General features: G+C 65.4%; 14 protein-coding genes. 8 read left to right on the top strand and 6 right to left on the bottom strand.

The genetic code is table 11. The features are described from left to right. Positions 1-13 precede the first annotated feature (13 nt). Positions 14-2,176, bottom strand: coding sequence for a hypothetical protein (locus tag JQ604_RS06690; RefSeq protein ID WP_212354556.1), 2,163 nt, complete (start codon positions 2,174-2,176; stop codon positions 14-16). Here JQ604_RS06690 and JQ604_RS06685 point away from each other — a divergent pair. Continuing rightward, positions 2,175-3,464, top strand: a complete 1,290-nt coding sequence (locus tag JQ604_RS06685; protein ID WP_212354554.1) for a hypothetical protein — start codon at positions 2,175-2,177, stop codon at positions 3,462-3,464. The two genes, JQ604_RS06690 and JQ604_RS06685, sit on opposite strands and share 2 nt — an antisense overlap. Positions 3,465-3,479: 15 nt before the next feature. Here the strand turns inward: JQ604_RS06685 and JQ604_RS06680 are convergent, their stop codons facing one another. Continuing rightward, the gene (locus JQ604_RS06680; RefSeq protein ID WP_212354552.1) at positions 3,480-4,427 is read right to left on the bottom strand and encodes a helix-turn-helix domain-containing protein; all 948 of its coding nucleotides are present in this window, start codon (positions 4,425-4,427) and stop codon (positions 3,480-3,482) included. A 193-nt stretch (positions 4,428-4,620) separates the two neighbouring features. Between JQ604_RS06680 and JQ604_RS06675 the strand changes: the two genes are divergently transcribed. Further along, on the top strand, positions 4,621-5,877 hold the full coding sequence (locus JQ604_RS06675) for an acyl-CoA dehydrogenase family protein (protein ID WP_249158056.1): 1,257 nt from the start codon (positions 4,621-4,623) through the stop codon (positions 5,875-5,877). On the opposite strand, the gene JQ604_RS06670 is transcribed toward JQ604_RS06675, so the two are convergent. Further along, entirely contained in the window at positions 5,874-6,914 is a 1,041-nt protein-coding gene (locus JQ604_RS06670) for a uroporphyrinogen decarboxylase family protein (RefSeq protein WP_212354550.1), read from the bottom strand. The genes JQ604_RS06675 and JQ604_RS06670 overlap by 4 nt on opposite strands. A gap of 133 nt (positions 6,915-7,047) precedes the next feature. On the opposite strand from JQ604_RS06670, the gene JQ604_RS06665 reads away from it, so the two are divergent. The 3 genes from JQ604_RS06665 to JQ604_RS06655 are packed head-to-tail and all read left to right on the top strand — an operon-like array spanning position 7,048 to position 9,843. Further along, positions 7,048-8,097 (top strand): aromatic ring-hydroxylating dioxygenase subunit alpha, encoded by a 1,050-nt coding sequence (locus JQ604_RS06665; RefSeq protein WP_212354548.1) that lies wholly within the window; start codon positions 7,048-7,050, stop codon positions 8,095-8,097. 3 nt (positions 8,098-8,100) lie between these two features. Further along, complete coding sequence (locus JQ604_RS06660; protein WP_212354546.1) at positions 8,101-8,853, top strand: GntR family transcriptional regulator; 753 nt, start codon at positions 8,101-8,103, stop codon at positions 8,851-8,853. Positions 8,854-8,862: 9 nt separating this feature from the next. Next, entirely contained in the window at positions 8,863-9,843 is a 981-nt protein-coding gene (locus JQ604_RS06655) for a PDR/VanB family oxidoreductase (RefSeq protein ID WP_212354544.1), read from the top strand. A 33-nt stretch (positions 9,844-9,876) separates the two neighbouring features. Here the strand turns inward: JQ604_RS06655 and JQ604_RS06650 are convergent, their stop codons facing one another. From JQ604_RS06650 to JQ604_RS06640, 3 genes are all read right to left on the bottom strand, one after another. After that, entirely contained in the window at positions 9,877-10,218 is a 342-nt protein-coding gene (locus tag JQ604_RS06650) for a toll/interleukin-1 receptor domain-containing protein (RefSeq protein WP_212354542.1), read from the bottom strand. 106 nt (positions 10,219-10,324) lie between these two features. Next, on the bottom strand, positions 10,325-11,104 hold the full coding sequence (locus tag JQ604_RS06645) for an SDR family oxidoreductase (protein WP_212354540.1): 780 nt from the start codon (positions 11,102-11,104) through the stop codon (positions 10,325-10,327). A 20-nt stretch (positions 11,105-11,124) separates the two neighbouring features. Continuing rightward, on the bottom strand, positions 11,125-12,093 hold the full coding sequence (locus tag JQ604_RS06640; RefSeq protein WP_212354539.1) for a Bug family tripartite tricarboxylate transporter substrate binding protein: 969 nt from the start codon (positions 12,091-12,093) through the stop codon (positions 11,125-11,127). Between the two features lie 208 nt (positions 12,094-12,301). On the opposite strand from JQ604_RS06640, the gene dctP reads away from it, so the two are divergent. From dctP to JQ604_RS06625, 3 genes are read left to right on the top strand one after another with little or no spacing between them, the layout of a single operon-like run. Then, positions 12,302-13,309, top strand: coding sequence for a TRAP transporter substrate-binding protein DctP (gene dctP, locus JQ604_RS06635; RefSeq protein WP_212354537.1), 1,008 nt, complete (start codon positions 12,302-12,304; stop codon positions 13,307-13,309). Then, entirely contained in the window at positions 13,306-13,815 is a 510-nt protein-coding gene (locus tag JQ604_RS06630) for a TRAP transporter small permease subunit (protein ID WP_212354535.1), read from the top strand. Before dctP ends, JQ604_RS06630 begins: the two co-directional genes overlap by 4 nt. Next, a complete protein-coding gene (locus JQ604_RS06625; protein WP_212354533.1) occupies positions 13,812-15,116 on the top strand; it encodes a TRAP transporter large permease in 1,305 nt (434 codons plus the stop codon). Before JQ604_RS06630 ends, JQ604_RS06625 begins: the two co-directional genes overlap by 4 nt. Positions 15,117-15,124: the final 8 nt, after the last annotated feature.

Below are 15,124 nucleotides of genomic sequence, written 5' to 3'. Positions count from 1 at the left end.
TGCGGTCGTCCGATCACCTCGGATTGGGATGCCCGTCGAGGCGAAGCTGATAGACGAAATAGGTCGGCGTACAGAAGCCGATCTTCTTGCTTCTCAACACATTCAGGTTCTGCGCGCTAACGCCGAACTTTGCGCCGGTCAGAAAGTCCGGCATCTCCTGGCAGATATAGTCCTCGCGGCAGAAGCGTGATGGCGAGCAGGTGTTGAGGACGCCACGGCCGACGCCGGCGGCAAACGCCGCGCTGTCGAAATAGCCCTTGGCCATCTGCTCAAAACCCTTGCCGCCGACGACGGCGCAGATTTCCTCCGGCGCCTTTCCGGGCTGGATATTCGAAAGCCTGGTTTCGTCGGGTTTGCACGGGCGCGTGATGCGGCCGAGCGGCACGCCGAGCTTGGTCGGCCGGCAATTGTAGTCGAAGCCGCTGAGCTTGCCTTCCGGCACCTTGTAGATCAGCTCTTCCTTGCTGACGCGGTCGTTGAAGGCACGCAGGCTGAAGCTGATTTGCTCCTTGCCCGGGTTTGCTGCGGACGAATCCGCGATCGCGTCGGCACGGCAGGTCAGCCCCGCGGCGATCGACTGCGGCGCGGGAATGCATTGGCCGAGCGAGGATGATGCGGACGCGTTGGTCACGGCCGGCTGGCAGGTCAGATTACGCGCGGCGTTGCAGGTCCATTTGGCTGGACCGGTGAGATCAGAGTTCAGCGGACACGGCATGTTGTCGCCGGCCGCGGCGTAGCCCGGCGAAGCGCTCTGCCAGTTCGCGGCAGGCGCGGACGGATGCGGCCGAAAGGTGTTCGGCTGATGGCCTTGCGCGACGTTGGCGACATAGGCGAGGCGGCGGGCGAGTTCGGCGTCGACATGCGGCGAGAACGGCAGATCGAGACGGTTGCCATCGAGCGCGCTCCTGGTCGCCGCGGCATCGCCGCCGAAATCGAAACGGTCCATGCCCAGGAAATGAAAGCCGGCCGTCGACGACGACTGATGGCAGCCCATGCAGGACGACGTGTTCAACCGCTCCAGCAGCCCCGCGCCGTTCTGCACGAACTTGCGCGACGCGGCTCCTTCGCCGACGATCTTGCCCGCCTGCTCCTTGCTGACCAGGAGATCGAACGGACGGTTGGCGACGCGCGCGCTGCCCGCGGTGGAAAAACTCAGTGCGACGTCGGCTGCAAGACTGTCCGGCAGGGTGAACACGCCGTTGTCGATCTCGCCGAGGTGGCCTGTGAGATAGTCCTGCAACTGCTTCTGCTTGGCGGGATCCTTCAGGATGGCCTGGACGTCGGGCGTGTTCTCCAGCCTGATCGGCCGGAACTTGCCGTCGCGCAGCGCAAAGATCCGCATCCAGTAGATCGCCTGTCCCGCGAACTTGCGGTTCTCGACATTCTCGAGATCCGACGGGAAGCGCACGACCTGCGCGTTGATCTCCATCTGCTTGAAGCTGAGCTTTGCGAAATCGAGCGGGCCCTGCAGCAGGCGTCGCGCGGCCACCGACGGCTCGTCCTTGTCGAGGCCCTCGAGACGCCAGAGCTTTGCGACCTCCTGGCAATTCTTGCCGTCATCGCCATAGCTGAACACCATGTTGACAGTGAACGGCATCCGCGAGGCGTAGGTCTTGCCGTTCATGGTCACGTCATAGCCGAGCCGGTAGATGAAGCGCAGCTCGCCGCAATGGCCGGGGTCGAAATCCCGGCGGTCGATGCGGTTGACGACGCCGGACAGGATGAACAGCCCGTCATTGGAGCCGAGCCACTTCTCGTTGAAGACCCGCGCGACGTTGCCGTTGAGCCGCAGCGCCTTGCCGGCCTCGGTCCTGGCCGACTTCGGATCGTAGGTCTTGATGATCTCTTTTTCCCAATCGATCCCGAGCCCCGAAATGATCCGGCCGATATCGGCCGACATCACGGCCGCGAACTGGCCGTAGGTCTCGCCGAAGCGCGCGAGATCGCCGGCGCGGGTCGGGCCTGCGGCAACCGTCGGCAGAGGCAGCTTCTGCGCGGCATGGATATTTTTGAACAATGACACCAGCGACAGCGACGAAGCATTGTCGTGATCGAGCACCGCCAGCACCGGCGGCTGATCGACCAGCAAGGTCGGCGAGGTCGCGGCCTGCGGGGTCTGGGCGAAGCTCGTGGAGAGGCCAAGGAGCAGCCAGGCGGCTGTCGAAATCACGCGCATGGCGCTATTGATACTCCGGCCCGGCCGGCCCGACAATTTCGAAGGCATTGCGATGAAACCGTCCCGCTTCCTATTGTTGCTATTGGTCGCCTGCCAGTTGGGATGGTTCACGAACCGCCCCGCGATCGCCGCCGAGCCCTATGCGGCGGACGACATGCACAATCACGACGGCAGCCATCCGGCCGGCGCTGGGGATTGCGGCACCAATTACATGCTGCCGGGCGAGACGGCGCGGATGGGGTCGCACTCCTTTATCATCCTCGGCCAGGACGGCACCGATCACATCATCGTTGAGCACCGCTCCGGTACGCCGCCGCACAATTACCAGTTCCTGCTGCGCATCCGGCTCGATCCCGACGAGATCGCGGCCTACCACAAGGTGTTGCAGGGGGCGAAGACCCTGCCGGCGTTCACGACGATCTACTATGATGCGGCCGGCGTGCAGCGCGATCGCACCTTCTTCTGCCTGCAGGACCTGCCCAGGATCTTCAATCCAGCCGCGGACACGGACGAGTTCTCATCGCTGTTTCCGATCCGCGCGTCGCTGCAGCGGAACGCCGACCATGAGGGCGGCTTCGCGATCAAGCCGTCGGTGGTGCCGGGCCTGTTCTTTTCACTGGCGCGCAAGGATGTCGAAGTCATCGTTTATCGCTATTTGCCGGCCTATCTGCCGCAGGACAACCTGCGCAAGGCGATCAAGGCCAATCCCGAAGCGGAGCTGCCGCTGCTCGGCCATGCCCCGCTGTTTGCCACCGAAGCGGTGCAGCCGGCGTCGCAGCGCAAATCCTATATCGCGACCGACGGCGCGATCTCCGCGCCCGGCGATGCCTGCCAGCACGATTATTATTTGAAGAATGCGCCCGTGCCGAAGACGATTCACAATTTCATGCTGGTCGCCGAGGTACCCGGCAATACGGTGATCGCCGCCTACTATGCCGACCAGGCGCCGCACAATTGGCAGACGGCGCTGGCCTTGAAACTTTCGGACGAGGAGATGAAGGCCTACCGCGCCGCCAAGGCGGGCAGCAAGGTGCCGCCGGTGCTGCAGACGAGGATCGGCGACAAGAACTATGTCTTCTGCATGAGCGATCTCCGCAAGCAGATCGCGTCCGGCGAGTTCAAGATCGGCGGGACGATCTACCGCGATTCCGATCTCAGGGATTATCGGCTGGGCAAATCTGTCGGACAGGTCGCGCTCGATGCGAGCAAGGTCACCGTTCTCATGAACCGCAATCTCGCAAGCCTGATGAACCCGCTGGCCGTCGCGAAGGACGTGCTGGGACATTAGCCCCGCGCGTTCCCCTCAATGCGTCTCGTCGCGTCCGGCGCGATATGCGCCGGGCGGCATGCCGTAGACGCGGCGGAATGCGCGCGAAAAGCTTTCGTGGCTGGAGAAGCCGGCGCGCAGCGCGATCTCGCCGATGGGAAGATCGGCGAGCCTGCTATCGCGGAGCTGGCTCAGGCTGTGGCGGAGCCGTGCCTCACGGATATGCGTGGCCAGCGTCGTTCCAGCGTCGGCGAGCACGGCAAACAAATGGCTGCGCGAGATGTTCAGCTGCCGGCAGATGTATTTTGCCGAGAGGTGCGGGTTGTGCAACTCGTCCAGGATGAAGCCCTGGATCTGCTGCAACAGCTGCTGCCGATGGGAAGCCACGGCTCTGGTCGGCGTGCCGACTGCGGTGGCCCGGATCAGCAGGCTCTCGATCTGGTTCGCGGCGAGATCGTCGATCAGCGCGAAATCGTCCGGGATGTCCCGCAGCGCGCCGAGATAGGCCGAGGCGAGGCGGCCGGCGCCACGGCCGGCGATGACGTTGGGCGGTCGGCCCGGCAACTGCTGCAGCTGCCGTCGTAGCCTCGCGCCGGGAATGCTGGCACAGATCAGGTCGCAGCCGGCTTCGAAGCGCATCGCGAAGGGTTCGTTGGTGTCGAGCAGGACGATGTCGCCAGGGCGAGCCAGCGTTCTTTGTCCATGCTGCTCGACGATCGCATCGCCCGAGATCTGCAGATTGGCGAAGAACGAGCCGTCCTGGAAGCGGCCGATGCCCTGCCACGTGCGATGGATCGCGTTGGGGACGGACTGCACCCGCGACAGCGGCAGCGCGGCACTTCCGATGCTGGTGATGCTGCCGTCGAAATCATCCGGTGCCAGCCTCTCGGGTTCGAGCGGGAGATAGGTCTGCAGCACCGCTTCGCGCCAATAGGCAAAGCGCTCGGCCGGTGCGACGTCCTGCATGTTCCAAGAAGCGCTCATGTTCGCCTGCCGGATCGGATGTCTGATCGGATGCCAGTTCGGATGTCGTGTCGGATGTCTTGGCCAGCTTACAATCAATTCCCATGCCAGTCAGGTGGACATTTTGCCAAGCGGGCGTGGACGCGGCGTCAATGACTTCGGCCGGCCGCCGCTTCACCTTGGATCATTCGACCCTGCCGGAGGAGAGGCGGCCATGCCGATCGATTTCACCCTGACCAAGGACCAACGTGACCTGCAGATGTCCGCCCGCTCGTTTGCGAAAGCGGTGCTGTCTGAAGTCGCCGAGGCAACGCACCATCTGGCCACGCCCGCCGAGCGCTTTGCGGCGACGAAGCCGTTCTATGAGCAGGTGATCAAGGCAGGCTTCATGCGGCGGATGATTCCGGCGCCGCTTGGCGGCGAGGGTACCGGCCTGCTGGATATGGCCGTGGTCGCTGAAGAGTTTCAGGCGGTCGACGTCAACGTGTCGCTGACGATGTTTGGCTCGCTGCTCGGCCTGATGCCGGTGCTGCTGGCGGGCTCGCCGGCGCAGCAGAAGACCTGTTTCGCGCCGTTCCTGGAGCGTGCCGGCGCGCCGCTCGCCGCCTTTGCCTTCAGCGAACCCGGCGGCAGTGCGAATTTTGCTTCGCCGGTGCCGGGAACGGGGCTGCGAACCAGCGCGACCCTCGACGGGAACGAGTGGGTCATCACCGGTGCCAAGCAATGGGTGTCGAGCGCAACCGGCTGGGACGGCAAGGGCGCCGATCTGATCTGCGTGGTTTGTCGCACCGATCCATCAGCGCCGCCGGAGAGCGCGATTTCGGTGATCGCGGTGCCGCGCTCCGCCGATGGCATCAAGGGCATCGTGCTCGAGCGCGCTGCCGACCTGATGGGGCATCGCGCCCACCTGACGCCGCGCTTCCGGCTCGATCAGGTCCGCACGCCCAGGGACAATGTGATCGGCCGCGTCGGCGGCGGGCTCGAACTTGTCGAGATGAGTTTTGCCGGCACCGCGGCGCTGGTCGGCGTGTTCGGCGTCGCGCTGATGCGCGCGGCCTTCTTCTATGCGCTGAACTTCGCCCGTACCGAGCATCGTGGCGGCGCCGCGCCGATCATCGAGCACCAGGCGGTCGGCTATGCGCTGGCCGATGCCAAGATGGCGATCGAGGCGGCGCGCTATCTGAGCTGGAAGGCCTGCCACGCCATGGACAGCAACGCGCCCGGCGCCTTCGAGCTCGCGCTGCATGCCAAGGTGTTCGGCTCGGAGACCGCGGTCAGGGTGATCACCGATCTGATGCGCGTGGTCGGTATCGAAAGCTACGATCACACATGTCCGCTCGCCGGCCTGCTGCAGGACGCGATGGCCTATCCGCTGTTCGACGGCGGCAATATGGGCGTGCGACGGCGCCAGCTGCACACGCTGATGAAGAGCCCGGACTATGATCCGCTGACGGCATCGGGCGCAGCTTAGCTGAGCTCCCCGCGGACAATTGCGGCCGCCTCGCACATCGCCTTCAGCTTTCCGAACGCGACCTCGCGCGGCATGTATTTCATGCCGCAGTCGGGGGCGACCACCAGCCGCTCGGCCGGCACGTGCTTGAGGCCGTTGCGGATGCGTGCCGCAACGGTCTCGACAGACTCGATCGCGGGATCGCCGAGATCGAGCACGCCGAGCATGATCGTCTTTGACGAGAGATCCGCGAGCACGCCGAGATCGAGTTTTGGTTGCGCCGCCTCGATCGAGATCTGGCTCGCGATGGTGTCGTCGAGCTCGGCGAGGAAGGAATAACCCGAAGGCTTGCTCGAGCCCGGCACCACCGCAGCGTAGCCGAAGCAGAGATGCACCACCGTCGGCACGGTGATACCCTGCAGCGCGCGGTTGATCGCCTTCACGGCATAGCGTTTTGCCAGTTCGGGATTTTGGCGCACCCAGGGTTCGTCGAGCTGGATCACATCGGCACCGGCCTTCTGCAGATCGAGCGCTTCGGCATTGACGGCGTCGGCGAACGCCATGGCGAGTTCTTCGTCATCCTTGTAGTGCTCGTTCTTCGCCTGCTGGCTCATCGTGAACGGGCCGGGCAGGGTGATCTTGGCGGCGCGATCGGTGCTCTTGCGCAGGAACTGCATGTCGCGCTGCTCGACCGGCCCGCGGCGCTTCACCGGGCCGACCACGCGCGGCACCGGCGTCTGATGGCCGGAGCGTGAGGTGATCATCGCGGGATTGTCCGTGTCGATGCCGTCGAGCGCGGTCGCAAGACGGTTGGAGTAGCTCTCGCGGCGGATCTCGCCGTCGGTGACGATGTCGATGCCGGCCCGCTCCATGTCCCTGATGGCGACGATCGTCGCATCGTCCTGCGCTTCTTCGAGATGTTCGGCCGGCACGCGCCACATCGCCTGCATCCGGGTGCGCGGCACCCCCTTGGACAGCATGGCGCGGTCGACCAGCCAGTCCGGCTGCGGGTAGCTGCCGACGACGGTGGCCGGCAGGAGGTGGGGCGGTAGAGGCATGGAATCCCTCAAGTTTCTGGCCAGATCAGTATACTGAAAACTGCCATATCTGATGAAAAACGCCAAATCTTGCGCTTTCGCGACCAAAGATGTATACAATCAGTATCCATTAGAGGTCCCTAGGGAGGATCCCATGACAAAGCCATTTCCCATGAATGCCTGGTACGCGGCGGCCTGGGACGCCGATATCAAGCATGCGCTGCTGCCGCGGACGATCTGCGGCAAGCACGTCGTGATGTACCGCAAGAACGACGGCGAGGTCGCCGCCCTCGAAGACGCCTGCTGGCATCGGCTGGTGCCGCTCTCCAAGGGCCGGCTCGACGGCGACACCGTGGTCTGCGGCTATCATGGCCTGAAATACAATGCGCAGGGCCGCTGCACCTTCATGCCCTCGCAGGAGACGATCAATCCGTCGGCCTGCGTGCGCAGCTATCCCGTGGTCGAGCGCCATCGCTTCATCTGGCTCTGGATGGGCGATCCCGCGCTGGCCGATCCCGCCACGGTGCCGGACATGCACTGGAACCACGACCCGGCCTGGGCCGGTGACGGCAAGACCATTCATGTGAAGTGCGACTACCGCCTCGTGGTCGACAATCTGATGGACCTGACGCACGAGACCTTCGTGCATGGCTCCAGCATCGGCAACGAGGCGGTCGCCGAAGCGCCGTTCGACGTCACCCATGGCGAGAAGACAGTGACGGTGACGCGCTGGATGGAGGGCATCGAGCCGCCGCCGTTCTGGGCCAAGCAGCTCAACAAGCCGGGCCCGGTCGATCGCTGGCAGATCATCCGCTTCGAGGCGCCGTGCACCGTCAATATCGATGTCGGCGTTGCGCCGGCCGGCACCGGCGCGCCCGCGGGCGACCGCTCGCAGGGTGTCAATGGTTACGTGCTCAACACCATCACGCCGGAGACCGAGAAGACCTGCCACTACTTCTGGGCCTTCGTGCGCAACCACAGCCTGACCGAGCAGCGCCTGACCTCGGAGATCCGCGACGGCGTCGCCGGCATCTTCCATGAGGACGAGATCATCTTGGAAGCGCAGCAGCGCGCGATGGACGAGAATCCGGACCGCGTGTTCTACAATCTCAACATCGACGCCGGGGCGATGTGGGCGCGGCGGGTGATCGACCGCATGGTGGCGAAGGAGAATCCGCCGCCGCATCTGCAGGCTGCGGAGTAGACCATGGCCGAGCGCGAGGCTGATCGCTCCGTGTCGCAAACCGTGCGCGCGCAGCTCGCGCTGCGCGATCTCATCCTGTCGGGGAGCTTACGCCCCGGCGAGCGCATCTCCGAGCTGCAGGCGGTGGAGACGACAGGTGTGTCACGCACGCCGGTGCGGATGGCGCTGGTGCGGCTGGAGGAGGAAGGCCTGTTGGAGGCGATCCCGTCCGGCGGCTTCATGGTGAAGGCGTTCTCCGAACGCGACATCCTCGACTCCATCGAGCTGCGCGGAACGCTCGAAGGCCTTGCCGCGCGGTTTGCCGCCGAGCGCGGCGTGTCGCCGCGCGATCTTGAGCCACTGAAGGAATGCCTGAACGAGATCGACGTGCTGATCAGTCCCGATCCGATGTCGGTGGAAGCCTTCTCCGCCTATGTCGCGCTGAACGGCCGTTTCCATGCGCTGCTCGCCGAGCTGTCGCGCAGCGCGCCGGTCGCCCGCCAGATCGACCGCGCCTCCGCGCTGCCGTTCGCCTCGCCGAGCGGGTTCGTGATGGCGCAATCGGCGCTGCCCGAGGCGCGGCAGATCCTGCTGATCGCGCAGGATCACCACCGAATCGTGCTCGATGCGATCGAGAACCGCGAGGGCGGCCGCGCCGAGGCGATCATGCGCGAGCATGCCCGCCTTGCCGCGCGCAATCTGCGGCTGGCGCTGCGCAACCGCACCCGTCTCGATCTGCTGCCGGCGCTGGCGCTGATCCGCTCGGCGGTGGACTAGGAGATCATCATGCGCTTCATCGAAACCTGGACATCAGCCACGCTGGTCGCGACGCGCGATCTGACCCCTGGCATCCGCGAATTCCTGCTGCGCCCCGACAATTTCAACGCCGCGCCCTACCCGGTCGGCAGCCATATCCAGGTCGGCGTCACCATCGATGGTCAGCCGCAGACGCGGTCCTACTCGCTGGTCGGCGAGGTCGGTCCGGACGGTTACCGGATCGCGGTGCGCCGCGCCCCGGATTCCCGCGGCGGCTCGCAATATATGTGGTCGCTGGCGCCGGGCGCACGGCTCAACATCACGGTGCCGGCGTCATTGGTCCAGATCGACTGGACGCGGCCAAAATTCTGCCTGATCGCCGGCGGCATCGGCATCACGCCGATCATCGGCGCGGCGCAGGCGCTCGCCCGTCGCAAGGCCGATGTCACGCTGCATTACGCGGTGCGTTCGCGCGACGATGCGGCCTATCTCGATGAACTGACAAAGCTGCTCGGCGATCGCCTCGTCCTGCACGCCGGCGACGAGGGCCGGCGGCTCGATCTCGATGCCGCCTTTGCGGCACTGCCCGACGCGGCCATGGCCTTGTTCTGTGGCCCGATGCGGATGCTCGATGCCGCGCGGCACGCCTGGGAAGCAGCCGGCCGGCCGCTGACCGATCTGCGCTACGAAACCTTCGGCTCCAGCGGGCTGCTGCCGACCGAAACCTTCCGGGTGCGGCTGCGCGACGAAGGCATCGAGCTCGTGGTGCCCCGCGACCGCTCGCTGCTCGACGTGCTCAACGATGCCGGCCACGAGGTGATGAGCGATTGCCGTCGCGGCGAATGCGGGGTCTGCGCGCTCGACGTCGTCGATGTCGACGGCGAGATCGACCACCGCGACGTCTTCTTCAGCGATCACCAGAAGCGCGAGAACCGCAAGATCTGCGCCTGTGTCTCCCGTGCCCGCGGCACCATTACGGTCGACAGCCTGCACCGCGCCGACGCGGTGTGACCTCGAGATCGTGACGGCTGCTGTGCCCCGGCCTCACCGGGGGTCGGTGCAAAGACCGTCCGTGACGTCCTGCACCAGCTCGCCATTGGCGCCGGGCTTGGCGAGGCTGGCGGCGATCTCCATGCGGACCGCGTCGAAGCTGCCCGCTGCATGGCGGGCATTGAGGGAGTCGAGCCAGCGCGGGCCGATCACGACCAGCACGGCCTTGACGGTGGCGAGCATGTCGTCGATGCGGCCCTTCCAGCGCTCGCCGGCGCCGATCGCCTCGACATCGAGAAACAGATTGCGCGCGTCGGTTTCCTGCGCGAGGCGATTGTAGATGGCGCGCGTTTCGCCATCGCTATCCTCGCGCCGATAGCTGATGAAGACGGCCATGACAAACCCTCCGCCGCGTCGATCGCGATGGAGGACATCATGGCATTGCTGGAGCCGAATTGTCTACTTTAAGTAGTATGTGGAGGGGCTGCACCAATTGCGCCGGTCAGATCAGCGCCGGATAGGACCCGCCGTCGAGATGGACATTTTGCCCGGACATGAAGCCCGCGAAGTTGCTGCACAGGAAGGCGCAGGTCGCGCCGAATTCGCGGGGATCGCCGAGCCGTCTTGCTGCGATCGACTCGACCTGGCGCCGGCGCGCTTCTTCGTAGGAGATGTTCTCGCGCGCCATCGCGGCCTTCGCCATCTGGTGTTGGCGGTCGGTGTCGAACCGCTCGGGCAAGAGGTTGTTGATCGTCACATTGTCCCTCACGACCTCGAGCGACAGTCCCTTCATCGCCGCGGTGAGCCCGGCGCGCGCGCCCGAGGAGACCGTCATGTGTGGCCGCGGCGTCGTCACCATCGCCGAGGTGATGTTGACGATGCGGCCGAAGCGGCGCTGCCGCATCGCCGGCAACACCGCGCGGATCAGCATCAACGGCGCGATCATGTTGGCCTCGATCGCGGCAAGCCAGCGGTCGCGCTCGATGTCGGCGAAATTTCCGGGCGCGGGCCCTGCGTTGTTGTTGACAAGAATGTCGGGCGAGGGACAGGCGGCGAGCAATCGCGCCTGGCCGTCCGTGGTGGTGACGTCGGCCGCAACGGCGGTGACGTCACCTTGAGCGACGCTGCGCAATTCGGCGGCGGTCTTCTTGAGCTTGGCCGTGTCGCGGCCGTTGATCACGACATTGACGCCTTCCTGCGCCAGCGCCCGCGCGCAGGCGAGGCCGAGCCCCTGGCTGGAGGCGCAGACGAGGGCGGTGCGGCCCTTGATTCCGAGGTCCATGTTGTTTCTCGCTTCTCACGTTAGATCGAGCCGGCCATGCCGAGCCGCTTCACCAGCGCGCCCCATTTCTCGTTCTCTGAGGCGACGTAGGCGCGCGTGGCGGCCAGCGATTGCGGTGGTTGCGGGATCAGGCCGAGCGTGGTCATGGCGTCCTGCATCTTCGGATCGGCCATGATGCGCGCCAGTTCGTCGCGCAGCCGTTCGATGATCGCGTCGGGCGTGCCGGCCTTGGCGAGCAGCACGTGCCACGACACCATCTCGAAGTCGGCGACGCCGGAGGCTTCGGCGAATGACGGCACGTCCGGCAATGACGGCAGCCGCGTCAGCGACGTCACCGCGAGCGCGCGCAGCTTGCCGTCGTGGATCAGCGGCAGCGATACGCCGGCTTCGGCAAAGGACATCGAGATATGCCCGGCTGCGACGTCGGCGATCGATTGCGGGCTGCTGCGGTAGGGTACGTGGTTGATGTCGAGATCGAAGCGCTGCTTCATGTACTCGGCGGCAAGGTGCGGCGCGCTGCCGACCGACGACGAGGAGAAGCTGATCTTGCCCGGATGCGCCCTGATGTAGGCGACCAGCTCCGGCACCGAGCGCGCCGGCAGCGCTGGATCGACCACCAGGATGAACGGCGATTTCAGATAGACCGAGATCGGGATGAAATCCCGCAACGGATCGTAGGGCGGCGTTTTGAACAGGCTCGGCCGGATCGCCATGATCGAACTCGTCGTGGCGCCGAGCGTGTGACCATCCGCCGGCGCCTGCAGCAGCGCCTCGACGGCGACGAGGCCGGCGCTGCCCGGCTTGTTCTCGACGACGACCGGCTTGCCGAAGGATTGGCTGAGCTTCTCGCTGTAGAGCCGCACCACCGTGTCCATCCCGGTGCCGGCCGCGAGCGCGACGACGATGTTGATCGCGCGCGTCGGATAGGTCTCCGCCTGCGCCGGGATCGCCAGCGTCAGCGCGACGATCAGCCCGATGATGTGGCGCATGCGCAGCCTCCCCGTGATCCTACCCGTTTGGAATAGTTTATCTTTTTTGGCCGTCCGCGTGCGGATCGCCGCAGCCCGTCCGCCAGAATAATCGATCTTGTGAATTTTTCTACTTGAAAATCGATTATTTTATCCGCATGACTTCGTCCCAAGACGGCGGCGCACGGCAACGCGCATCAGCCGCAGCGATCAAGGGGAGGAGAGAATGATGCGACTTCGCCTGGCCTTGCTGACATGGTTTGTGCTGTTCGCGCCGCTGGGCGCGCAGGCCGAACCCGTCACGCTGAAGCTGTCGTTCTTCGCCTCCGACACGGAAGTGAACTACGCACGCGCCATCAAGCCGTGGGTCGACGCTGTCAATGCCGATCCGAGCGGCGCGGTGAAGATCGAGGCCTATCCGAACGGTGCGCTCGGCAAGGCGCTGCCGGCGCAGCCGCAGCTGGTGCTCGATGGTGTCGCCGACATCGCTTTCGTCAATCCGAGCCTTGGCCCCGGCCGCTTTCCCGACGATCAGGTGTTCGAGCTGCCCGGCCTGCTGCAGAACCTCACCGAAGGCGTGAAGCTCTATGAGGAGCTGCTGAAGGCCAACCTGCTGCGCGGCTATTCCGATTATTACGTCATCGGCGCCTTCATGAACCCGCAATACATGGTGTTCGCGCGCCGCCCGATCAAATCGCTCGCCGATTTGAAAGGCATGAAGGTGCGGATCAATGGCGCGGTGATCGGCCAGACCGTGAAAGAGCTCGGCATGGTGCCGGTGCTGATGCCGCCGAACGAGGTGGTCGAGGCGATGGGCCGCGGCACCATCGATGCGACCACGACCGTTCCCGCAGCGGTCGTTGATTTCGGCATCGACCGCGTCACCAGCCATGATTATCTGCTGCCGCTCGGCGCCGGCCCGCTTGCCGTGCTGATGAACCGCAAGAAGTTCGAGTCGCTGCCGAAGGCGGCGCAGGACGTGATCGCAAAATACTCCCCGCGCTGGATCGACGACACCTATGTGCGCGAGGTCGGCAAATACCATGATGAGCTGATCACGAAGTTCAAGGCCGATCCCAAGCGCACGGTGGTCGCACCGTCGTCGGCCGATCTCGCAAGCCTGCAGCCGGTCTACGCCAAGGTGACCGCCGATTGGGTCGCGAAAAGTCCTGGGAATGCCGAACTGCTGGCCAAGGTGCGCGAGCTGCTGGCCAAGGTGCGGGCGAGCGGCGGATGAAGGCGGCGCGTACGATCGTCGCGGCCGCTGCGAGCGGGCTCGCCGTCGCCGGTCTCGGCCTGCTGCTGGTCCTGGCGGCCTTCACGCTGCTCGACGGGCTACTGCGGGCGACGCTCAACATGCCGATCGATCTGGTGCGGGAGATCGGCGACATGATCGCGGCCATCGCGGGCGCCTGCTGTCTGCCGATCGCGTTGCTGCAGCGGAACAACATCGTGCTGCGGCTGTTCGAGCGCATCCTGCCGCCATCAGGCGTGCGCGTGATCGATACGCTTGCTGCATTGCTGGTCGAGATCGTGATGATCGCGATGGCCTGGCAATTCCTGCTGTTCAGCCTGAAGACGATGCGGGCCGGTGACGTCACCTGGCTGTTGAACTGGCCGAAGGCGCCGTTCTGGTTCGCCGTCGACGCCATCCTCTGGGCGGCCGTCGCCGTGCAGGCCTTCGTGCTGGCCGAGGAGATGACAGGCCGTCGGCCAGCCAGCGAGCCGGAGGGCGTGGCGTGAGCGCGACCGCGGTCGGCGTCGGCGGCATCGTGGCGCTGTTCGTGCTGGTCGCGCTGCACGTCCCGCTGGCGTTTGCGATGATCGTGGTCGGTATCGCGGCCTTCGCGCTGCAGACCGACTGGTCCTCGGCGCTGACGTTCCTTGCGACCGAGCCGTCGCAGGTGCTCGGCAGCATGGACCTCGCCGCGGTGCCGCTGTTCCTGATGATGGGCGCCTTCGTCAACGTCTCCGGCTTCGCGCGCGATCTCTATGCCGCCGCCGCAGCGCTGCTCGGCCATCGTCGCGGTGGCCTGTCCTACGCGACCATCGGCGGCAGCGCCGCATTCGGCGCGATCTGCGGATCGTCACCGGCAACGGCTGCGACCTTCACCCAGGTGGCACTGCCCGAAATGCTCAAGCGCAACTACGCGCCGGGCTTCTCCGGCGCGACGATCGCGGCCGGCGGCGCGCTGAAGGCGCTGATCCCGCCGTCGCTGAGCATGATCCTGTATTGCGTGGTGGCGCGGACCTATATTTTCGACGTGTTCATCGCGGCCGTGATCCCGGCCTTGCTCGCGATCGTCGCCAACCTCATCGCCATCGCTCTGATCGCGCATCTGCATCCGGCGATGGCACCGGTCGCGCCACGGGTCTCGCGCGCAGAGCAACTCATCGCCGTCAGGCGCGCCGCGCCCGCGGCGCTGCTGATCGTGATCGTCTTCGCCGGGCTCTACAGCGGCATCTTCACCGTCAATGAGGCGGCCTCGGTCGCCGCCGTGGTGTCCTGTGCCTTTGCGTTCCTGCGCGGCACGCTCTCGCGCAACAACCTCGTCGCCAGCCTGCGCGAGACCGCGCTGATCGCCGGCATGATCTATTTCGTGCTGATCGGCTCGTCGATCTTCACCTACTTCATCAGCCTCGCCAAAATCCCCGAGCAGCTCATCATCCTGCTCGGCAGCGTCAACCTGCCGCCGGTCGGCATCATCGTGCTGATGCTCGGCGCCTATCTCGTGCTGGGCGCGGTGTTCGACGAGCTTGCCGCGATGATCGTCACGCTGCCGTTCGCGTTGCCGATCGTCGTGCACCTTGGCTATGATCCGGTGTGGTGGGCGATCATCAACGTCGTGATCGTCGAGCTCGGTCTGGTGATTCCGCCGATTGGCCTTGTGATCCTGATCATCCATGCGATGCGGCCGGATATCCCGCTGCAGACGCTGTATCGGAGCATCATCCCGTTCGTGGCGGCGGATCTCGCGGTGCTGGCGCTGTTGACCGCCGTTCCGTCGCTGACACTATGGTTGCCGGCCCTGTTGCGGGGCTGAGCGTGTGA

It is taken from the genome of Bradyrhizobium jicamae (genome assembly GCF_018130695.1).
GTDB classification, from domain to species: Bacteria; Pseudomonadota; Alphaproteobacteria; order Rhizobiales; family Xanthobacteraceae; genus Bradyrhizobium; species Bradyrhizobium jicamae_B.
The sequence above is the reverse complement of the archived record's forward strand: the minus strand, read 5'-3'. Positions and strand labels throughout refer to the sequence as shown.